The organism is Paenibacillus sp. 4624, assembly GCF_050435065.1.
GTDB classification, from domain to species: Bacteria; Bacillota; Bacilli; order Paenibacillales; family Paenibacillaceae; genus Paenibacillus; species Paenibacillus amylolyticus_D.
Genome location: NZ_JBNDJR010000001.1, coordinates 564,075 through 585,675, shown reverse-complemented (window position 1 = coordinate 585,675; position 21,601 = coordinate 564,075). Strand labels below are relative to the sequence as shown.

The following is a 21,601-nucleotide window of genomic DNA, read 5'->3' as shown; positions in this document are numbered from 1 at the left end:
GCGCACCTTCCTTATTCGTTCGTTCATTCATTAACCTATAGTGAGCATTGTACCACGATCTCCGTACAACACAAAAAAAGACCAACCGAAAGCAGGCAATGAAGGCCTGCCTTTTAAGCTGGATCTCTATGTTTGGGGCATGCTCAGAAAATGTCCCTTTTAGATCATAAATTTAGAACGAGCTCGCTCCACTTTAGTAATATAGTTCTGTGTTTCCACAGGCAGCAGATGAAGCATGCTCATCAGTTCATTATCATTCGTAACTCCAAGTCTAGATACTCGCCCCGGGCCAGCATTATATGCAGCTAAAGCCATTTTCTCCTGTCCGCCAAAGCGCTGGAGTTGAAGGGATAAATATTTGGTCCCGGCATCAATATTTTGACCCGGATCAAAGGAGTCACTCACACCAAGTCCAGCTGCCGTACCATCCATTAATTGCATCAGACCCTTCGCACCTGCAGAAGAGACAACATTTGGATTAAAACCCGATTCTGTATCGATAACAGCTTTGATTAAAGATTCAGGTACACCGTACTTCGCACTAGCCTGTGAGATTAGTGATTCGAAATCCGTAGGCACCGATTTGCTGGAATCAGCTTGTCCTGTATTGCTCAAAGCAAGCAATGAATCCGGATTACCTGCCTGGGAAGAACCCGTTATATTCATATCGGGACTATAGGTACTGCCAAGTTGCAACCACAACAAACCGTCGTTGGATCGTTTAGAGGTCGAAGCCTGATTCACCGTATCGCTCAGACTACGAGTATCCGCATTTAACAATCCATCCATCATATTTGAAAAGTCAGTCGTCGAACCAGTCGGCACAGCAGATCCGTTCGTTTGATTATTGATATTAGACAATTGCAGCTCCAGTAATTGCCGCGAATTGCGTGGATCGATTTGCATGAGTTATCTCCACTCCCGTTTCATTCAAGCTAGATGACTTTATTCTACATGGTTTTACAGACAGGTTCCATCATTTTCATAAAAAATAGCTGATTAGGCGTTAAAAATATGCGCAAATGTGAAAAAACCTTCTGATTCACTATAAGGAAGTGAATACAGAAGGCTTTTCTAATGTCCTGCGATCTGAGGATAACTTTCTCATCCCATGAACGGATGTCCGCTTTTTTTAACGTGCAAAAGGAATCATAAAAAAGTAACTGAGTGTAGCGACGATGCCCAATCCGATGGACCATGCGCCCGCTGTTTTACGGCCATTCACGAATGCAAAATAGCCAAGCACAGCCGCTGCCGGACCCAGTACAATAGACCACATAAACAATGATGCAATACCAAAAGCAAGACCCATATAACCTGCAACGCGGCCCGAAGACTCCATTACACGGTCAGCCTCATGTTTCTGCGGTACTGCATCTGAATGCACGCGGTCGCTCTCCCTGGTTCGCACGGTTGCTCGCGGCGTAATCTCCGCACCGTACTCCTCACGATATGCTTTTCTTGGATAATCCACACGCTGGCGCTGTTGTTGACCCTGCGATTCTGTGTTGTAACGATCCAGATGTTCGTCTTTGAAATCATCATTCTTCACGTGAAAGCACCTCCGTTAATGGATGGGATGACTGCTTACTTAGGTCTGAATGTGTGACAGCATGTTGCTGAAGAGGTACGTGCATGATCATGATGATCGGAGTCAAATGTCTCTCCGGCAAATTCCTCATGCAGACGACGGGTAGCGTGCTGGTCAATGTCAATCATGATGGCATCGGCCTGGCAAAAGTTGTTTTCTCCCCAGAAATGACAGTTGGAAACGCTGCATTTGACAATTGGTTTGTCATGGCTCATTTTTTATCACCTCGACATCTAATGTTCCCACGCACCAAATCCGATATTCTTCGCCAAAATGCCAGATGATAACATGTCTCAGGATAATACATTTATCTAGAGCCATTCAGGTCGAAACGAACGTTCCATCTTTACATCCAAACAAAAAAAACCGCCTCAAGGGCGGTCTATGTTTTACGAAATATTAAGCGTGGTTACGTTGGCTTTGCATACGACGCTGGGTCAGATAATCACTCTCGTAATAGGCCAAGTCGTCACGCAGTTCTTCATAAGTCTTGGAAATTTCCAAAATGACGTCGCGTACAGCACGAATGGGCTTATCACGGAAACGGATAGCATCCTGACCTGTGTAAGCATATCTTCCGTCCTCAGAGTAGCACTCATTTTTCGGATAGAAAAAGCTGTTCACACTTTGGTGATACGTATTATAAAGAGCCTTTTCGGCAAATTCGACATCAAAGTTGGCACGACGCAGCACAACGCCAAGTTTTTCGTAAGAAACTTCAGAAAAAACGAGCAAATGACGGAGATCTGAAAGGAAACCTTTGTAGAAGGCGGTTGATTCCTCCGTCTGGTTCTGATCCAGTTCAGGCAAAGCATTTTCATTCAAAAACTTTTCGATCCGATCGATCGCCGGTTTTAACTTTTCTCTGGTTGACTCACATGTTTTTTGTACATTGGCTGCTGACATAAAGGTAGCTCCCCCTTAAATAAGTCCTTACATTTTTACATCCAGGTAGGCCAAACCATGTTTGTTTCCTGACCTTTTGAATACTCAGATATAATCCTACCATAAAAAGTTGACGAGCGGTATCCCTTAATCGCGCTTTCCATTCCTGTCATGATACATGCTTCGGAATAAGCAATGACTCGAAACTCTTTTGTATAAAAATATGTGCTTCTCCTAACGATAACTACATCCGTGACAACGACGATGCGTTCATGCACGCCGTATGATCATCGTCCAAAATGAACGAGGAGGTTCTGTCTTATGTCCAGACCAAGGTGGATCAACTGGGCTCTTGCAGCAGGTGCAGGCGCATTAGCGCTGACCTTACTGCTTCCAACATCCAACCGTACCGTACCCAAGCCAAGCGCTATGCAGGAAAATCCTCAGAAGGAACATGCCAGTAAACAGCGTTTGAAAGTTCAGGATATCAAAGCCACTGATCTGCTGACACGTGTAGATGCCAAACAGCACCTCGGGATCATACTGAATAAAACGAACACGATGACAGATGCACAGGTGACCCGTTATATGAAAGATCTTCAAGATTCACACGGGCACATGCGGTCTATTCAATTGATGAATATCGATGACTCATCGAGTAAAAGATTTGATCGTGCGTTCAAAGAAGGAAGTAAACTGGAGCAGCAAAAATTATCTCATGCCATGAATTTGGCAAAAAAAGCGGTACACAAGCGTCAAAGCTTCGAGTCCTCTTCGTTTCTACTTGGAAAGGAAAAATACTTTGTCATGGGACAACCCTCCAAGGATGGCAAACGAGCTATCATCGCTCTGTTTAGTCAAAGCGTATTAAATGCCGTGGAAGAACATCAGCGCAAAAATTTACGGATGATTCCTTATCCACGTGAAGGAAAATTTAAAATCGAATCGGTTCATCCCGACACGTTAAACGAAATCACGGTAAAAACCGGGCATGACAACGCCAATGCAAGCCATTTTTACGAAAATGAAATCGTCATTCGTTTCCGGCAAGATCCGGGTGAACGAGATATGCGCATGATTCGTTCTGACGTGAAGACGCAGTCTGCTCGCAAGTTAGGTTATACGTATGTTTTTCGGTCTGAAACAATGAGTTATGCACAGCTGCGGGATTATTTCGGAAGTAAATGGAATCCCCTGTATATGGAGCCTCACTATATGTACTTAACCAATGAAACGGCTGCTGAACAACCGGATGTCCCCATCCCTAACGATGTACTGTTTTCCGATTATCAGTGGAATCTTCCTGCCATTGAGACAAATCGCGGGTGGAACATTACGAAGGGCAACAAAGATGTTATCGTAGCCGTGGTAGATACAGGTGTTGATGTGAATCACCCGGATCTCAAAGGAAAATTGCTCGAAGGATACAATGTTGTGAATCCGGGCAACAAACCGCTCGATGATGTCGGTCACGGGACCCATGTTGCCGGAATTATCGGCGCGATTGTGAACAATAACGAAGGTGTAGCTGGCATGAGCTGGTACAATAAGGTGCTCCCCGTCAAAGTGCTGGATAACTCGGGATCAGGTACAACGTATGCCGTAGCTGAGGGAATCATTTGGGCAGCCGATCATGGCGCCAAAGTCATTAACATGAGTCTCGGTAACTATGCGGACGCTCAATTTCTCCATGATGCTATTAAATACGCTTTTGATCGGGATATCGTGCTTATCGCTGCAACCGGCAACGATAATACCGAGCGTCCAGGATACCCTGCTGCTTATCCCGAAGTTTTTGCTGTCTCTGCTACAGACCCGGATATGAATAAAGCCTCCTATTCCAACTATGGCGACTATGTGGATGTCATGGCTCCCGGATCAAGTATTGCTAGTACGTACCCGGACAATCAGTACGCCGCTCTGTCAGGTACATCCATGGCCAGTCCCCACGTTGCAGCACTTGCAGGATTAATTCGCTCGTTGAACCCGGATTTGACCAATACGGAGGTCATGGATCTGATGCGACAAAGTGTAATTGATCTAGGAGAACCCGGCCACGATAAGTACTACGGCTATGGGCAGATTGATGTATACAAAGCGCTGCAAGCCGCATCCGGAAGCAGTGCCCCGTTACAGTTCTGGCCTCAGCATGTCAGACAGCAGATGGATAACACGATGAAAAAATATATCCGATAATAACTTATGGCATAATCGTTAATCTCCAGGTTATTCGGATATCAGAGTGAACGTGCCACATTTTCCAAATAGAGTTATACAAGAAAATAAAAGCAGCTGCGCCCCGGGGCGTATGCTGCTCTTTGGTTTGATTCTTTATTCCCGGGACGCCAACTGCGATTAGCGCTTGCGAGAAGTCGAGCGGGCTTTGCTTGATTTTTTCACGGATTTTTTCTTATGGCTGGATACATACATCGGACCTTCTTCTCTTATAACAACGGGGTACATATGATGAGGTATTGGAACACAGTGGTGTTGCTTCACAACTTCAATCGGGTGGATTACAGGCACAATCTGTGGAATGTAATAATCCTGAACAACCTGAATCGGGTCACATACAATCGGTGAAACCTGTGGACAACAATGGTTCATTTCAAACCAACTCCCTTTCAAGTGATACTATAACCTATTGCAGTGAACCCGATGTGGTATGGATGGATGTCCATATCCTTAAAAATTAAATGAGCGGTAGCCTGTCCGCCGTTGCCCCAGATTGTTTGGATGAGACCTTCTCAATGACAGTGCACAGAATTCGAAGCCCTTGCTTCAGCGCTTCGCTACTCGTCACAGTGAAACATATTCTTAAACTCGTCGTGTCACTTTCCGCAACATAACAAGCTGAACCAGGCAGAAAAGACACGCCCGCAGCGAGAGACTGCCGATGCAGTTCATGCATATCCATATTCCCCTGCAATTCGAGCCATAAATTAAGCCCTCCCTCAGGAAGACGCCATTGCATCTCCTTCGTTGCACACTGCTCCAGCACCTCTGAGGCAGCACACAAGCGTGAGTAGAGTTCTTCTCGGAGCTGATAAACGTAAGTGTCATACTGTTCCTGAATATAAGCCTGAAGTGCTTTCTGTGTTAATAACGGACTCCCCAGATCGGCCGTAGACTTCGCGGCCACAAGCCGGGTTAGCACACTCCCATCGGCTATAGCACAAGCTACACGGCAACCGGGGGAGAGTACTTTGCTGAAACTTTTAATATAAACCACATGCCCTGCACGATCCATGGACTTAATCGAAGCCGGTGGCGGCTCACGAAAGTATAAATCTGCAAACGGATCATCTTCCAGAATGAGGCAATGATAACTTTGTGCGATATTTAGCAATTGGGCCCGCCTTTGAGCACTCATCGTCACACCTGTCGGATTGTGATATGTAGGGATTGTATAGATTAACTTGGGTGGATATGTGTCACACAAGCGGGTAAGCAGATCAATACGCATACCTTCATTGTCCACAGGAACGGTAATGATTTTGGCTCCTCGACTCGTGAACACATCTATAGCCCCTGTATACGTTGGTGCCTCCATATATACGACATCTCCAGGACCGATAAATGTACGAGCTACCAGATCAATCCCCTGCTGTGCTCCGCTTGTAATTAACATTCTTTCGGGCGTGACTTGCATTCCGCGAGAAGCAAAATGTGTTGCAAAGGTCTGTCTTAGTTCCCAATCCCCCTGAAATGATCCATAGGCCGCCATGCGCTCTGCATGTTCTGAGGACAAGTGATAGGCGCTATTGATAATATCACGTGTAGGTAATAACTCAGGTTGAATCGCTGACATATGCAGTTCATAGCGGACTTGAGGGGATGCGTCAAAATGTCTCCATAGTTGTGCTCTGGGTAAATAATCAACCAGTGTCATCTGCCAGTTCAACGAAACGCCTGAGCCTCTGATGCTCATTTTGCTATGGGCAACTGCTTCTCTGGACATTTGACCGGAAGGCTCTGTTCCCCTTACATAACAGCCCTTTCCCTGAGAGCAACGAACGAGTTGTATAGCCTCCAGTTCCGCATAGGCTTTAGTTACAGTTACCAAGCTAACGCCTAAATCAGCGGTAAGCTTACGAACAGATGGCAATCTCGTTCCCGGTTCAATCAAACCTGAGCGGATACGATCTGCAATGGTCAGAGCAATCTGCATATATAATTTGGTACTGCTTCCCCGTTTAAGCTCAATATGCATGTCTACTCATCGCCCCTAACTGTTATGATCGTTGTTTTACTGTTATAGTGTGCTACGTCTAATATAGGTTATAGTATCAGTATAACAGTGAATAACAGGAGATGAGAATAATATGAGTACACCCTGGTCTAAAATGGCACAAAACACACCGTCCTCTGTCGTTCGCGACATGTTGCAGGCTGCTCAGGCACCTGGAATGATATCACTTGCTGGTGGATTGCCAGCACAGACTTCATTTCCGCTGGAAGCTATTCGTCTGGCGTATGAAAAAGTATTTATGAGCGGATCAGCCGCTCTTCAATATGCAGAAACGGAAGGTTACCGTCCTCTTCGTGTCAAAATCGCCGAGCGCCTGGAATCGAAAGGACTTCCGGCATCACCTGATCATATGCTTTTGACTACTGGATCACAGCAATCTATTGATCTCATCTGCCGAATCCTTTTAGATCCTGGTGATCGCGTGCTCGTGGAATCCCCCACTTATTTAGCTGCCTTGCAAGTCATTCAATCCTATCAAGGAGTCTCTCATGGGGTGGCCTGTGATGATCACGGCATGTTGCCTGAATCACTCGAAGAACTGCTTCAGCTACACCGCCCTAAACTCGTCTACATCAACCCTACGTTCTCCAATCCGACAGGAAAAGTCTGGTCACGAGAAAGAAGACAACAAGCCGTCGATTTGTGCCGCAAATATGGTGTGCTTATTCTGGAAGATGACCCTTATGGCGAAATTCGCTTTAACCCGGAACAGCTGGACGTACCCGCTCTCGCTGCACTGGATGCCGCTTCCTATGAAGGACCATCTAACGTAATTTACACCAGCACTTTTTCCAAAACGGTAGCCCCAGGTCTTCGTACGGGCTGGATTCTAGCCGCTCCAGATATTGTAAAAATCGCTGCTAGAGCCAAACAGGGTGCAGACTTGCATTCGAGCAGCATCGATCAGCGTGCACTCCATGCCTTGCTTGAAACCTTTGATTTGGATGGCCACATTCGTCACATCTCTCAGGACTATGAAGAACGCATGAAAAAGCTAACTACACTCATGGCTTCTAAATCTTGGGATGGAATTACATGGAATTCTCCACAAGGTGGGATGTTCCTATGGTTGCAATTGCCTGAAGGCATGCTCGCTAGCAATCTATTTACTTATGGCATTCAGGAAAAAGTGTGCATCGTGCCTGGAGATTCCTTCTATGCCGGCACACCAGAGCTTAACCGGATGCGTATTAACTTTACGCATACTGACCCTGAACTTCTTCCTGAGGCCGCCCAGCGAATGGATCGCGCGATTCAGCGCTGGCATGCTTCCAATCAATCAGATCATGTCGTTACCATGTAACTAACAGGCAAGCATGTAACTGTAATCATCTGTAATTGATCAACATAACAGTTAGCCGCTTATTCCATATAAGGGATAGGCGGTTTCTTTATGCGTGGGTGTTTCTCTTTTCACACATGATATATAAATAAAAAATAAGGCGGCAGATTCGTTAAAACGAATCTGCCGCCTTATTTTATATAACCTGTCCTGGCGCGAACAGGAGCATTACATTTTAAAAGGTCAATTTTGAAAAGTTCCTCATGTGATGAGCATTGATAATGCCTAACATCAAAACTCTGATGTTGTTAACTATTGTTGTTGCAGTTAGGAAAGCTTACCGTAAGCCGGGTTCTGTGCTCTTCGTGGTTCAAACGGGAACTACCCTCCCACCAGAAGCGACAATCATCTATCTAGGCCATGCATTGCTGCACAGCTCAAGCGACCAACCTAGACACACCTCGGGCTAAGGCTGTCTCCTCCAAAGAGGAGACCGTGTCCCATTAGGTCTTGCTCCAGATGGGGTTTACCAGGAACGAAGTCACCAGCGTTCCTCGGGGTCTCTTACACCTCGGTTCCATCCTTGCCTGTGCCGGAAAACCCGGCCATCGGCGGTCCATTTCTGTGGCACTATCCTTCAACTCGCGCTGACTGGACGTTATCCAGCATCCTGCCCTGTGGAGCCCGGACTTTCCTCTCGTGGCAACAAAGGCCACCAGCGATTGTCTGTCAAGCTTTCCGAACAACATTACATAGTATACAGGCATTTGCTGTCCCACACAAGCTAAATATTAATGGAAATCAGACTAACATGCTCGCTTTTACAGAAAGCGAAATACTTCGGTATCTACCTCGGATGCAGTCACCTGTGTCTCATATCGCTGATCCTCTAGCCGGACACGAAGCCAATCTGCTGTTTTAGGTTTCATGATTTTCTCCGTGTTATGACCCGGATCAATAATGCACATCCCAGCCATCAGCGCGTCATGTGCCGTGTGGTAATCAATATCTCCGGTTACAATGACATCCGCACCCTTGAAGCGTGCAGTAAGCGCATAACGACTACCCGAGCCGCCGAGCACAGCCGCTTTCTTGATCCTTTTGCTCAAATCACCGACAACGCGTACATGAGGCACATTTAATTGGGCTTTCACGACCTCTACCAGTTCGCCAAGTGTTTTAGGCTCCTGAAGAGGACCAAGACGTCCTAGGCCAAGTGTGCGCCCTTTTAAATCCATTGCATAAAGATCATATGCCACTTCTTCGTACGGATGCGCCTTTAACATCGCCTGTATGACCTTGCCCCGCAAACTTTGAGGTACGACCGTTTCAATGCGTATCTCTTCCACACGTTCCATCTGTCCCTGTGATCCGATAAACGGCTGCGTCCCTTCACCAGGTACAAATGTACCTGTTCCTTCCGTGCTAAAACTGCATTTATTATATTGACCGATGCTGCCTGCTCCCGCTTCCAAAATCGCCTGTAGTACCTGCTCATGATGCGTTCTAGGCACAAATACCGCCAGCTTGTACAACTGATCTGTGTGCACATCCTCGAGCGATTCCTTGCTCTCAATGCCAAGCGCCTCAGCCATCCAGTCATTGATACCACCCTCAGCAACGTCGAGATTCGTATGACTGATGTAAACCGCGATATCATGCTTGATCAACTTTTCGTACAATTTGCCCATAGGCGTATCCGTGCTGAGTGATTTTACGGGACGGAAAATAATAGCATGATGGGCAATAATCAGATTGGCTCCGATCCGAATCGCTTCATCCACAACCTCGTTTGTGACGTCCAGCGCTACAAGCACATGAGTAATGTCCTTTTGCAAACTTCCCAGTTGCAGACCAATACGGTCGTCGGGTACAGCCAGATGTTTGGGAGCAAGTTGCTCCATCAATTGAATTACGGTTTGACCTTTGGCAAACATGCCAGTACCTCCTTCAAACTCGTGATAAGCTGTTCCACCTCTGCTGCTTTGTCCCTGGAAGCATCTTGATCGGACTTGGAGATGGATTGCACCACGCTCTCTAATTTGAGTATCTCACTTTCCCATTTGGAAAAAAATACGTCCGTTGCACGGTCTACCAAGTATGGCCCCATACGTAACAGCAAATCTTCCGTCAACTCCACCTCACCCTGCAGGGGACGAGCACGGTATACCTCTTCATTCGTGATTGGGCTACCATCCTCCGGCATTGCGGTAATAATTTCATAAATCTTGCCATCTTCTTCAAGAAGTTTCTCAGCCACAACAACCCAGTGATGCTGGAGTAGCCAGCGTCGCAAGATATCCTCGCCTACATTGGGCTGCAGAATCAATAACTGTACACCTTCCAGTTTGGAGATTCCCCGGTCTAAAATGGAAGCGATCAGTGCGCCGCCCATGCCAGCAATGGTAATTACATCGACTTCTCCAGCAGTAATGACATCGAGACCATCTCCACGACGTACCGTAATTTGCGTTTTAAGTCCGGCATCACTGACTTGTTTAGAAGCGGCATCATAAGGACCAGGATTGACTTCCCCAGCTATTGCACTCACCGCTTTTCCGCTACGGATTGCAGCGACAGGTAGTAAAGCGTGGTCTGATCCAATATCCGCCATCCGGCTGCCTTCAGGAATTTGATCAAGTATTTGTTGTAATCGATTCGAAAGTTTCATGGAGCACCTACACCATTCTTTTAATTTATTGATTTGCATTGCGTAAAGAAAAGCGATAAAATAAAATCCAATCAAACATTTCAAGGATGAATTTCCAAAAGAAAGAAATCTAACCGTTCAAATTAAAACGAAAGGAGACCCCGCCGCCGCCAAAGCGTCTCGCAGAAAGTCTCCTACAGTTCAATTATTCGAGGAAATCCTTAAGTCGTTTGCTTCGACTCGGGTGACGCAATTTACGAAGAGCCTTGGCTTCAATCTGACGAATACGCTCACGCGTAACACCAAACACTTTACCAACTTCTTCGAGTGTTCTCGTACGTCCATCATCCAGACCAAAACGCAGACGAAGAACATTTTCTTCACGCTCCGTCAATGTGTCCAGAACATCTTCAAGTTGCTCTTTCAAAAGCTCATAGGCAGCAGCATCTGCAGGAGCCAGTGCTTCCTGATCTTCGATGAAATCACCCAGATGGGAATCGTCTTCTTCACCGATTGGTGTTTCCAAGGAAACCGGTTCCTGAGCAATCTTTGTAATCTCACGCACTTTTTCTACGCTTAGATCCATCTCCGCAGCGATTTCTTCAGGAGTCGGTTCGCGTCCAAGTTCCTGCAATAGTTGACGGGATACCCGAATCAGCTTATTAATGGTTTCTACCATGTGCACAGGGATACGGATGGTACGCGCTTGGTCAGCAATCGCACGTGTAATCGCCTGACGAATCCACCATGTCGCATACGTACTGAACTTGTAACCCTTTTTATGGTCAAACTTCTCTACCGCTTTAATCAGACCCATGTTACCTTCCTGAATCAGATCAAGGAACAGCATTCCGCGTCCTACATAACGTTTGGCAATACTTACAACGAGACGAAGGTTGGCTTCAGCCAAACGGCGTTTCGCTTCTTCATCCCCGTTTTCGATCCGTTTTGCGAGTTGCACCTCGTCATCAGCGGACAACAAAGGTACACGTCCGATCTCCTTCAGGTACATCCGTACAGGGTCATTAATTTTGATACCAGGTGGCAAGCTCAGATCATCATCAAAGTGGAACTCATCGTCTCCATCTCTGCCGCCATTTTCGGAATCATCGTTGGGACGAAGAGTCACCTCTTCATCATTTTCGTTAACAACATCAATACCGAGGTCGCTGAGTTGTTCGTAAAACTCATCCATTTGCTCTGCATCCTGCTCAAATGGAGAAAGTTTCTCAATAATTTCCTTATAGTTGAGTGAAGCTCTTTTCTTACCTGATTCAATCAATTGATCTTTAACCTGATCCAGTGTCAATTCTGTTTCTAGTTCAGTATGCTGATCATTCGCCATAACTCGACTCCCTCCTCCCTAGAAACATCCAAGTCATCCAGACGTTCACTGTCTCTCTAGGGCAATCATCTCAAGTGCAATTTGTGCCGCGCGTACAGAATCCCCTGCCCGCTCTGCAGCAATCATTTCTTCCTTTTTTAAATCGTACTGTTTTTTGCGCGGATACTTCAACACTTCCCTGATGCAATCATCGAGCACTTGGACGCTCCATTCACCTGGGCCATCCATCATCGAGATTGAGCTGACCGTCTTCTCCAGACGATCATCATGTAGCGAAGACATAAAACGACTTGTATCCGGCGGTTTGCCCTGTGCATAATAGGCATATAGATAAGCAGCAATTGCTGCATGATCATCTAAGTTAAAAGCTTCGCCAAGATGTTCATTTACATACTGAGCCGCTTCATCATCCTGTAACATCCAGGCAATCAGCTTGCGCTCAGCAGCATGGTATGCCGGCAACAGATTGGGTGTAGGTACCTGCCTATTTTGTTGCCTACCATTATTCCACCTTTTCGGGTTATTATCCCCATAATCCTCGTTATTTTTCATCGCTTCCCGTTCCTCGTTACATTCTTGCTTCAATGTTTCGAAGGATACGTCGACTTCAGCAGCAAGTTCACGAAGATACACTTCACGCTCTGTTGGTGAGGACAAGGGAGCAATCAATTTCACTGCTTCTTTGGAATAAGCGATTTGTCCGCCGCCTTCTAGCAGTATATGGTTTTTCTTGAGGTTTATAAGCTTAAATTTTGTAGTTGTTACGGCACCATCTACAATCTGGTTACGGAATCGTTCACCGCCGTGCTTTCGGATAAAATCATCTGGATCAAGCCCTTCAGGAATGAGCGCCACCTTAACCTGCAACCCAGCCTCCTCCAAAATGGGGAAGTTTTTCATTGCCGCAGCCTGTCCGGCTCGGTCGCCATCATAACAGAGGATAACCTCATCACACATGCCTTTGATCATCAGAGCCTGATTTTCCGTAAGCGCCGTCCCCATGGCTGCGACACCATTCTGAACGTCCTGATCCCACGCAGAGATAACATCGCCGTAGCCTTCAAACAAAATGACCTGTCTCTGTTTGCGTATTGCATTTTTAGCTTGGTGCAGATTGTAGAGAACACGGCCTTTGTTGAACAACCTGGTTTCTGGTGAGTTCAAATATTTCGGCTGTCCCTCTCCCAGAATCCGGCCTGCAAATGCAATCGGTTTGCCGCTTCTACCATGGATTGGAAACATGATTCGATCTCTGAATTTGTCCACATATCCTTGACCTTCACTTCGCTCTGACAGAAGTCCGCCTCGTTCCATCTCTTCTAGCGGATAGTTGCGCTTTTCCAGAAATTGCACGAGCGTGTCCCAACGATTTGGTGCATAACCAATCTGGAACTGATCAATCAATTTGTCACCAATACCTCGTGAGCGTAAATATTCCATGGCTACTTTGCCATGCTCTGTATTTTTCAACAGAAAATGATACAGCTTCGAGGTAAGCTCATAAGCTTCCAGCAGACGTGCCGTCTCCGGATTTACATGAGCGGATTCACGCCCCTGCCAGTCACCCATGGAGATATGACTTTCTTCTGCCATCGTTTTGACAGCCTCGGGAAAGGATAACCCTTCGATTTCCATCCTAAATTTGATGGCATTTCCGCCCGTGCCGCAACCGTAGCAATAGAAAATCTGTTTCTCAGGTGTAACGGTGAACGAAGGCGTCTTCTCGGAATGAAAAGGGCAGAGGCCTTTCATGTACTTCCCCTGCTTGGTCAGATGCACAAATCGGCTTACCGTATCGACGATATCATGCTGTTGCAATACCGATTCAATAATACTTTCGGGTATACCGCCTTGTCCGGTACTCATCTCGGCCACCTTCATCTCTTCTAACACGTAAATATAATTCGATAAACTTACACATTCTCCTGCAAATCTTTCAAAAGTTTTGTCAGTTTATGTTGAAAAATTTCTCGATCCTGCTCTGTAAAGGGTTTTGGGCCTTTCCCATAATGCCCCCTGCGTCTAGCTTTGGCCGCAGTATGACGGGAATCGAGCATAAAATCAATATCTTGATCTTTAAATTCTCGACCTCTAAACGATAAAACATAACAACGTTTGCCAAGAGCCAGCGCCGCTAGGCCATAATCTTGCGTAATAACCACATCATACGGCTTAATATGATTCGCAATGTACAGATCTGCGCTTTGATCACTGCGGTCTACTTGCACGGTCCGCACCCCCTCTCCCCCTTGTAGCAAATGGTCAAAGGAAGAGACAAGCAAAACAGGAACCTGAAAGAGACGTGCAGTATTGGCAATCTCGGTCTTAACCGGGCAAGCATCTCCATCAACAACGATGTGACGTATATTCAATTCACTCAAACCTATACCACCCGGCTTCATAAAATATCTGCATATTGTAATATACGACCCCAGTCACTGAAAATCCTTCTGTGTCTAATGGAGAAAAAACAGAGGCTAAAATACGGAGCGGTTATTTAAAACATTAAACAACCCGTTCCGTATATTTATACCCTCATATTTCGTTCTTTAATACTGTACTTATGTTTTGCTGAAAAGTACAAAGATAATCATTGAACTGCAGAGCTTATCCAACCAGTTTGGAGAAATCAGCAAAACCTTTCAAATCTTGATCTATGGCAGCAAGAAGGGCCAGTCGATTCGCACGCACCGCATCATCTTCCGCCATAACCATAACCGAATCAAAGAACAGCGTGATAGCACCCTTCCATGCTGAAGCGATAGCCAAAGCTTCTGAAGCATTATGCTTAGACAATGCATCGCGATAAGTTTCGTTCGTTTGATTCCAGGCATCAAACAGCTGACGCTCCCCATCTTCTACAAACAGTTCAGGATGTACCGAAGCGTTTGATGCTTTACTTGCCAGGTTTCCTACACGGTTGAACGATTCCAGCGTTGTTTTGAATTCTTCCGCCGCCAGTACGGCTTTCATCAACGCTTCACCTTTTGGAACAATTGCACTGATATCATCGAAACCGGAAGCAATCACTGCATCAACAACGTCATAACGTACCGTTTCCGATAGCAATTTTTTCACACGCAATGCGAAGAAGTCCTGCAAATCTTTACGCACTTCTGCATCTGCACGTTTCAACAGATTCATCTGAGCGTGAACTTCAAGTGCTGCGCCGAACACATCGGATAAGGTCAGCGGAAGTTGATGATCCAGCAAGATTTGTACAATACCTGCTGCTTGGCGGCGAAGTGCATACGGATCTTGAGAACCTGTAGGAATAATATTAATAGAGAAACATCCTACAATTGTATCCATTTTGTCCGCTGCACTAACAATTGCACCTACAAGAGATGCAGGAGATTGATCGCCAGCGAAACGAGGTTGATAATGCTCGAATACAGCCTTAGCAACTTCTTCTTTTTCACCAGCTTTGCGAGCGTAATCCTCACCCATTACACCTTGCAATTCAGGGAATTCACCAACCATCAGCGTAACCAGATCAAATTTGCAGATATCTGCGGATCGGCTAACCGATTCAGCCACATCACCAGATACTTGCAATTTCGTAGCCAGGATGTCAGCAATTTTGCGAATGCGGCGAACCTTATCTCCCACCGTGCCAAGTTCTTCTTGGAAGACGATGCTTTCGAGCTTGGACAATGCGTCCTTAATCTCCAGCTTCTGGTCTTCCTCGTAGAAGAATTTTGCATCCGACAGACGGGCACGCAGTACCTTCTCGTTACCTTTAGCGATAACATCAAGCGAATCACTGCCACCATTGCGAACCGTAACAAAATACGGCAACAACTGACCTTCCTGGTCCAATACAGGGAAATAACGTTGATGCTCACGCATGGAGGTAATCAAAACTTCCTGCGGAATGTTCAAGAATGAGGAATCAAATGTACCAAATAATACGGTTGGCGCTTCGACAAGGAAAAGTACCTCTTCAAGCAAATCTTCTTTGATTGCAATATTCCAGTTTTTCTCGGCAGCAAGTGCCTCGATCTGGGATACAATCATCTGCTCACGTTCAGAAATATCTGCAATGACATGCTGAGCACGAAGCACATCGATGTACGCCGAAGGCTCAGATACCACAGCTTCATTGCCTAGGAAACGATGCCCACGCGTTACATTACCCGCTTTTACACCCGTTACTTCAAGATCAATCACTTCGGTGCCAAACAATGCAACAATCCAGCGAATAGGGCGAACAAATTTGAAATCATAGGATGCCCAGCGCATAAATTTAGGGAAAGTCATGGCGTGTAATACGGATAATAAACCTTCGCCAATAACGGATGCTGTATCTACACCTTTGCTGCTTTTCGTTGCATAAATGTATTCAACACCATTCAGTTCTTTGAAGGTAAATTGATCAGGTTCTACACCTTGACTGCGTGCAAATCCAAGTGCGGCTTTGCTCCAGTTGCCACTGTCATCCAGCGCTATTTTGCGGGAAGGCCCTTTTACCTCTTCCTCCACATCTTCCTGTTTGTCGGCTACGTTCTGAATCAAAATGGCTAGACGGCGAGGTGTCGCGTAAGCTTGCACTTCACCATAAGCAATACGGGATGAATCAAGCCATTTCACAATGCGTTCCTGAAGTTGTGCAATAGCTGCGCGCATAAAACGTGCAGGCACTTCTTCCAGACCAATCTCAAACAACAGATCCTTAGACATTCTCGGCTCCCCCTTTCTTGATCAGCGGGAAGCCCAGCTTCTCACGCTCTTCCACATATGTTGCTGCCACTTGACGAGCGAGGTTGCGGACACGGGTAATGTATCCTGTGCGTTCTGTAACACTGATCGCGCCACGCGCATCGAGCAAGTTGAACGTATGGGAACACTTCAACACATAGTCATATGCCGGGAATACCAAGTGCTGTGCCATCGCTTTGTTCGCTTCATCTTCATACATATTAAAAAGGGTAAATAGCATTTTTACGTCAGAGATTTCAAATGTATACTTGGAATGCTCATATTCAGGTTGACGGAATACGTCGCCATAGGCAATCCCTTCAACCCATTCAAGATCAAATACATTTTCTTTTTCCTGTATGTAAGAAGCAAGACGCTCCATACCATACGTAATTTCCACTGCTACTGGATTCGTTTCGATTCCACCGACTTGCTGGAAATACGTAAATTGCGTGATTTCCATCCCGTCCAGCCATACTTCCCAGCCAAGACCTGCGCAACCAAGCGAAGGATTCTCCCAGTTGTCTTCAACAAACCGGATATCGTGCTTGAGCGGATCAATTCCCAGACGATTCAAACTTTCCAGGTAGATTTCCTGGATATTATCCGGAGAAGGCTTGATAATGACCTGGAACTGGTGGTGCTGATACAACCTGTTAGGGTTCTCACCATAGCGTCCGTCGGATGGACGGCGGGAAGGTTCAACATAAGCCACTTTCCAAGGCTCTGGTCCAAGTGAACGTAAAAAGGTCATCGGGTTCATCGTGCCTGCCCCTTTTTCCGTGTCATATGGCTGAACGATAATACAGTTATGCTCGGCCCAGAATTGTTGCAGCGTCAAGATCATCTGCTGAAAATTCATAATCATGCTCCTTTTCGGGTAGTTTGTTAGCAAGCATAGGAGGTGTACAGGCAATAATAAATAGCCCTCGTCCCACTACGCCTGATGTACAGACGTAGGGACGAGAGCTATTCCCGCGGTTCCACCCTACTTGGCCTGAATCAAACAAATCCTTGTCTAATCCGGCCCACTTTTCCGTGTCCATTCATGCTCCCGAGTGCCTTGTTCACAAACCGATTCAATCAGGCTCTCACCGTCCCTGACTCGCTTATCATTGATACACAAGCTAATTCTCTCAACTCATACGTGTATCAATCATACTCTGAATCCAGTTTCCTACTTTCTCGTTCAATGCATGTCTCTAAAAAGAGAATTTATATTTCATAATATATAAATTGAAAGATGAAGTCAATAACTATTTTCAAGTATGAACGCAGTTCAAATCCCGTACTTTTCCATTTGATCCAGGAAAGAACGGGACTTGAGATTCAAACCTAGCTGGTGATCCATGAAAGCTCGCATGACCTTTTTAATTTCATTACGCGTAGATTCACTTACAGAGATATTTCCCAAGCGTTGCAGATCCAGTTGCACAAACAGGCGCAACAACTTCAAAGTCTTTGGACTAACGGACGTCGCTGGCGGGTCAAAATGTTTACACGCCCTGCATAAGACACCGCCAAGTCTGGGACTAATAAATAATTGCTCATCCGGCCGCTCTTGGTTGCACGATATACACTCACCCAACTGTGGTCCGTAACCAGCCGCCTGTAATATTTTCATCTCATACAGACTTATAATGACTAAAGGATCTTTATCTTCCTTCAAAGCCTGCAAACAAGCTTTTAATTGCTTGAACCAAAACACTCCCGTCTCTTCATCCTGAAGTACTCGATCGAGCAGTTCACATGCATAAGAAGCATAAGCAGCCTTCACCAAATCTTCCCTGAGTTCATGATTGGATTCGATAATTTCTCCAGCATTCAGTGTACCAAGGCCTGTGTTGCGAAAATAAACATATTGTCCATAAGTAAAGGGCTGCACTAGTGCAGCATGCCGACTTTTGGGCTTTTTGGCACCCCGAACGAGTACTCCTGCTTTTCCACCACTTTCGGTGCAAAGCGTTACAATTTTATTTCCCTCACCGTAGTCCATGCTGCGGATGACAATGCCTTCCACCCTATATAACATGCCTCGTCACCTAACCATTCCTGAATCAGCCCTTTATTCTTTAGCTTCTTCATCTTCACTCACTTCCCTTGCAGTCTCTGACTCCTGTAATGACGAGTTACACGTCTCGGTATATAACAAATAGGATTCCACGTCCCCTGTCATTGAAAATACCTTCCATGAAAAATCCCGCATCGGAAATTCATCCTCTCTTCGGAAATGACGTCTGTTATACCCGATAGGATGGAGTCCTGCAAGGAAAACTATGTGTTGCAATTAATGGATAAACATTTTGCTGATATCACATTACGTAACGATTACTCTCGTCCAAAACCAAGGTCACGCAGAACGCGATCCTGATTTCTCCAGTCTTTTTTCACTTTAACCCACAGATCCATAAAAATTCTGGAACCAAGCAGATTTTGGATATCTTGACGAGCGCGCTTACCTACCTCTTTAAGTAACGCCCCTTGCTTGCCGATAATGATCCCCTTTTGTGAATCACGTTCTACAAAGATGACCGCGGATATATATACGACACCGTTATCCTGAACTTTCATATCTTCAATCGTCACAGCGATGGAGTGGGGTACTTCTTCGCGTGTCATTTGTAAAATTTTCTCACGAATAAGCTCTGCGCAGACAAACTGCTCAGGGTGATCCGTTATTTGATCGTCCGGATAGTACTGAGGACCCTCCGGCATATACTTGCCAATTTGCTCCAGCAGCGTGCTCACATTGCTGCCCAGCATAGCAGACACAGGCACAATCTCGGCAAAATCATGCAGTTTGCGATATTCCTCAATCAGTGGAAGCAACGCCTCTGGCGCAATTTTATCAATTTTATTCATGACCAAAATGACAGGTGTCCGCACGCTTTTCAATTGTTCAGCAATGTATCGATCCCCGCCCCCCATACCTTCGGAAGCATCAATCAAAAACAAAGCAGCTTCAACCTCGCCAAGTGTGTTCAATGCGGTTTCATTCATGTAATCCCCGAGCTTGGATTGACGTTTGTGAATACCCGGCGTGTCCAGGAAAACGATTTGTTGTTCTTCGGATGTATAAACCCCGTGAATTTTGTTACGCGTTGTTTGCGGCTTGTCCGACATAATTGCAATTTTCTGACCAATCACCTGATTCATCAAAGTAGACTTACCTACGTTAGGACGTCCGATAATTGCAACGAATCCGGATTTAAATGCTTGTTTTTTCATATGTTCCTCCTCAGGCGCCTAGGCCTGGAATTTTATTTTTTGGCAGAGTTTAAGTCTGTGGGGCCAAACGCCCATGGCAACAATTCAGCCACTGTCGTTTCTAACAAGTCGCCTTTCAAATTACCCAGAATGACTTTCATATCCGGCTCACACAGTTCAAACATCACTTGGCGACATACGCCACATGGAGCAATCGGCCCTTCGGTATCTCCAACGATAGCCATCGCTTTGAAACTGCGCGGCTTATGTCCTCCGGCAATAGCACTGAACATAGCGGTACGCTCAGCACAGTTGCCCGGTGTGTATGCCGCATTTTCAATGTTGCATCCATGATGCACATGTCCTTCGCTATCGAGCAATGCTGCGCCTACCCCAAAATGGGAATATGGCGTATACGCCTTTGTACGTGCCTTTATCGCTTCCTGCATTAACAAGCCATTATCCATTGATTTTTCTCTCCCTTAGGGTGTGTATAAAGGTGTGCTCTTTGAGTTAAGTTGCTTAAAACCATTTGATTACACTGAGTCACTCCGATGACAGAATAACCTTTCGATCGCTGTTATCCTCGGATTTTTTCGGTCACTTTTCCCAAAGTGAAAATCCGAGGATAAAGGCGAGCGCTTCGCTTCTCCTGGTTATTTCTGTCCTCTCCGTTATCGTGTAATCTCTGGAAAATCAACTTAAAAGCAGAAGCACACTTTATTGGTGGTATGCAATTAGAACAATAAAACCTTAGAACCTTTGATTACACTGAGTCACTCCGATGACAGAATAACCTTTCGATCGCTGTTATCCAAACACCAGCTTTAACCAGGCAAGAACCGGTTTGAGGAAAACAATACATCCTATGATGACAGCGAACACCGCAGCCAGTAAAACCGCTCCAGCCGCGGTGTCTTTTGCCGCTTTTGCGAGCGGATGAATATCAGGCTGGGCCAAATCAACAGCGGCTTCTACGGCTGTGTTCATCAATTCAGTGACCAGCACCATAAATACAGCTGTCAACACAAACATCCAGTCCGTTCTGGAGATGTGGAAAAAAAATCCGGCTGCACACATCAAAATGGCTACTCCTGTGTGAACTCTAACATTCCGCTGCGTACGCAAGCCGTAAGCAATTCCTTCCAGAGCGTTGAGAAATACCTGACCCCAGGAGCGCCTTTTCATTATCGTGTCAACCCGGCTTGAGCAAGAACAGCTTCCTGTTTCCCCATCATCTCTGCCTCACTTGCTTCATCCTGATGGTCATAACCAAGCAGGTGCAAGAAACCATGAACAAACAGGAATCCAAGCTCACGCTCAAATGAGTGTCCATACTCCTCACTCTGCAATATCGTCCGCGGAACAGAAATAATGATGTCTCCAAGGATATCTGGCATTTCTTCCATTTCCTCGTCCTCATCAAGCTCGTAGATAATGTCGAGCTCTTCATCCACCGTTTCGTTCATCGCAAAAGACAATACGTCTGTAGGACGGTCGATACCACGATAATCACGGTTCAGTTCGTGAATCTGCTCATCATCCACAAACGTGAGCGCGACTTCTCCTTCCGTGATTCCCTCAGCTTCACCTGCGAGAGTCAACAATTGCTCCAGCATCGCGATCATCGGTTCTGTAATTTCTTTATCCTGTTGTTCATTATTCCATGCGAGGTTAAGACTCATTCT

The 21,601-nt window shown here is 45.8% G+C and carries 22 protein-coding genes and 1 other RNA gene; 2 read left to right on the top strand and 21 right to left on the bottom strand.

The window, feature by feature from the left end; genetic code table 11:
- Window positions 1-159 precede the first annotated feature (159 nt).
- From ABIE27_RS02645 to ABIE27_RS02630, 4 genes are all read right to left on the bottom strand, one after another.
- A complete protein-coding gene (locus ABIE27_RS02645) occupies window positions 160-906 on the bottom strand; it encodes a lytic transglycosylase domain-containing protein (protein WP_429349867.1) in 747 nt (248 codons plus the stop codon).
- Window positions 907-1,132: 226 nt separating this feature from the next.
- Window positions 1,133-1,552, bottom strand: a complete 420-nt coding sequence (locus tag ABIE27_RS02640) for a hypothetical protein (protein WP_429349866.1) — start codon at window positions 1,550-1,552, stop codon at window positions 1,133-1,135.
- Window positions 1,553-1,587: 35 nt separating this feature from the next.
- Window positions 1,588-1,806, bottom strand: a complete 219-nt coding sequence (locus ABIE27_RS02635; RefSeq protein WP_090914705.1) for a DUF1540 domain-containing protein — start codon at window positions 1,804-1,806, stop codon at window positions 1,588-1,590.
- Between the two features lie 184 nt (window positions 1,807-1,990).
- Window positions 1,991-2,497, bottom strand: coding sequence for a YpuI family protein (locus tag ABIE27_RS02630; RefSeq protein WP_090914707.1), 507 nt, complete (start codon window positions 2,495-2,497; stop codon window positions 1,991-1,993).
- A gap of 300 nt (window positions 2,498-2,797) precedes the next feature.
- On the opposite strand from ABIE27_RS02630, the gene ABIE27_RS02625 reads away from it, so the two are divergent.
- A complete protein-coding gene (locus ABIE27_RS02625) occupies window positions 2,798-4,672 on the top strand; it encodes a S8 family peptidase (RefSeq protein ID WP_429349865.1) in 1,875 nt (624 codons plus the stop codon).
- Window positions 4,673-4,831: 159 nt separating this feature from the next.
- Here ABIE27_RS02625 and ABIE27_RS02620 read toward each other — a convergent pair whose 3' ends face one another.
- Window positions 4,832-5,083 carry a hypothetical protein gene (locus tag ABIE27_RS02620; protein ID WP_123062555.1) on the bottom strand — a complete coding sequence of 84 codons (252 nt, stop codon included), beginning with the start codon at window positions 5,081-5,083 and terminating at the stop codon, window positions 4,832-4,834.
- Window positions 5,084-5,168: 85 nt separating this feature from the next.
- Window positions 5,169-6,689 carry a PLP-dependent aminotransferase family protein gene (locus tag ABIE27_RS02615; RefSeq protein ID WP_429349864.1) on the bottom strand — a complete coding sequence of 507 codons (1,521 nt, stop codon included), beginning with the start codon at window positions 6,687-6,689 and terminating at the stop codon, window positions 5,169-5,171.
- A gap of 112 nt (window positions 6,690-6,801) precedes the next feature.
- On the opposite strand from ABIE27_RS02615, the gene ABIE27_RS02610 reads away from it, so the two are divergent.
- Window positions 6,802-8,031, top strand: a complete 1,230-nt coding sequence (locus ABIE27_RS02610) for a PLP-dependent aminotransferase family protein (protein WP_123062557.1) — start codon at window positions 6,802-6,804, stop codon at window positions 8,029-8,031.
- A 307-nt stretch (window positions 8,032-8,338) separates the two neighbouring features.
- Here ABIE27_RS02610 and rnpB read toward each other — a convergent pair.
- The 15 genes from rnpB to ybeY form a co-directional block, all read right to left on the bottom strand.
- Window positions 8,339-8,748: RNase P RNA component class A (rnpB, locus tag ABIE27_RS02605), an RNA gene on the bottom strand.
- 83 nt (window positions 8,749-8,831) lie between these two features.
- Window positions 8,832-9,947, bottom strand: coding sequence for a Nif3-like dinuclear metal center hexameric protein (locus ABIE27_RS02600; RefSeq protein ID WP_429349863.1), 1,116 nt, complete (start codon window positions 9,945-9,947; stop codon window positions 8,832-8,834).
- Window positions 9,923-10,681 (bottom strand): tRNA (adenine(22)-N(1))-methyltransferase, encoded by a 759-nt coding sequence (locus tag ABIE27_RS02595; protein ID WP_429349862.1) that lies wholly within the window; start codon window positions 10,679-10,681, stop codon window positions 9,923-9,925. Before ABIE27_RS02595 ends, ABIE27_RS02600 begins: the two co-directional genes overlap by 25 nt.
- Window positions 10,682-10,865: 184 nt before the next feature.
- Window positions 10,866-12,005 (bottom strand): RNA polymerase sigma factor RpoD, encoded by a 1,140-nt coding sequence (gene rpoD, locus ABIE27_RS02590; protein WP_110897979.1) that lies wholly within the window; start codon window positions 12,003-12,005, stop codon window positions 10,866-10,868.
- Between the two features lie 45 nt (window positions 12,006-12,050).
- Entirely contained in the window at window positions 12,051-13,871 is a 1,821-nt protein-coding gene (dnaG, locus tag ABIE27_RS02585; protein ID WP_123062863.1) for a DNA primase, read from the bottom strand.
- Between the two features lie 47 nt (window positions 13,872-13,918).
- Window positions 13,919-14,407, bottom strand: coding sequence for a YaiI/YqxD family protein (locus ABIE27_RS02580; RefSeq protein ID WP_192895042.1), 489 nt, complete (start codon window positions 14,405-14,407; stop codon window positions 13,919-13,921).
- A 205-nt stretch (window positions 14,408-14,612) separates the two neighbouring features.
- Window positions 14,613-16,688, bottom strand: a complete 2,076-nt coding sequence (gene glyS, locus ABIE27_RS02575) for a glycine--tRNA ligase subunit beta (RefSeq protein ID WP_429349861.1) — start codon at window positions 16,686-16,688, stop codon at window positions 14,613-14,615.
- Window positions 16,681-17,568, bottom strand: coding sequence for a glycine--tRNA ligase subunit alpha (glyQ, locus tag ABIE27_RS02570; protein ID WP_123062561.1), 888 nt, complete (start codon window positions 17,566-17,568; stop codon window positions 16,681-16,683). The genes glyS and glyQ overlap by 8 nt, the downstream gene beginning before the upstream one ends.
- Entirely contained in the window at window positions 17,516-17,752 is a 237-nt protein-coding gene (locus tag ABIE27_RS02565) for a hypothetical protein (protein WP_205127904.1), read from the bottom strand. The genes glyQ and ABIE27_RS02565 overlap by 53 nt, the downstream gene beginning before the upstream one ends.
- A gap of 233 nt (window positions 17,753-17,985) precedes the next feature.
- Window positions 17,986-18,738, bottom strand: coding sequence for a DNA repair protein RecO (recO, locus tag ABIE27_RS02560; protein ID WP_123062562.1), 753 nt, complete (start codon window positions 18,736-18,738; stop codon window positions 17,986-17,988).
- Window positions 18,739-18,771: 33 nt separating this feature from the next.
- Window positions 18,772-18,912 (bottom strand): YqzL family protein, encoded by a 141-nt coding sequence (locus tag ABIE27_RS02555; RefSeq protein ID WP_123062563.1) that lies wholly within the window; start codon window positions 18,910-18,912, stop codon window positions 18,772-18,774.
- Between the two features lie 122 nt (window positions 18,913-19,034).
- Complete coding sequence (gene era, locus ABIE27_RS02550) at window positions 19,035-19,934, bottom strand: GTPase Era (protein ID WP_123062564.1); 900 nt, start codon at window positions 19,932-19,934, stop codon at window positions 19,035-19,037.
- 32 nt (window positions 19,935-19,966) lie between these two features.
- Complete coding sequence (locus tag ABIE27_RS02545; protein ID WP_123062565.1) at window positions 19,967-20,380, bottom strand: cytidine deaminase; 414 nt, start codon at window positions 20,378-20,380, stop codon at window positions 19,967-19,969.
- A gap of 343 nt (window positions 20,381-20,723) precedes the next feature.
- A complete protein-coding gene (locus ABIE27_RS02540; RefSeq protein WP_429349860.1) occupies window positions 20,724-21,101 on the bottom strand; it encodes a diacylglycerol kinase family protein in 378 nt (125 codons plus the stop codon).
- Window positions 21,101-21,598: an rRNA maturation RNase YbeY gene (gene ybeY, locus ABIE27_RS02535; protein ID WP_123062567.1), complete on the bottom strand. Its 498-nt coding sequence runs from the start codon at window positions 21,596-21,598 to the stop codon at window positions 21,101-21,103. The genes ABIE27_RS02540 and ybeY overlap by 1 nt, the downstream gene beginning before the upstream one ends.
- Window positions 21,599-21,601: the final 3 nt, after the last annotated feature.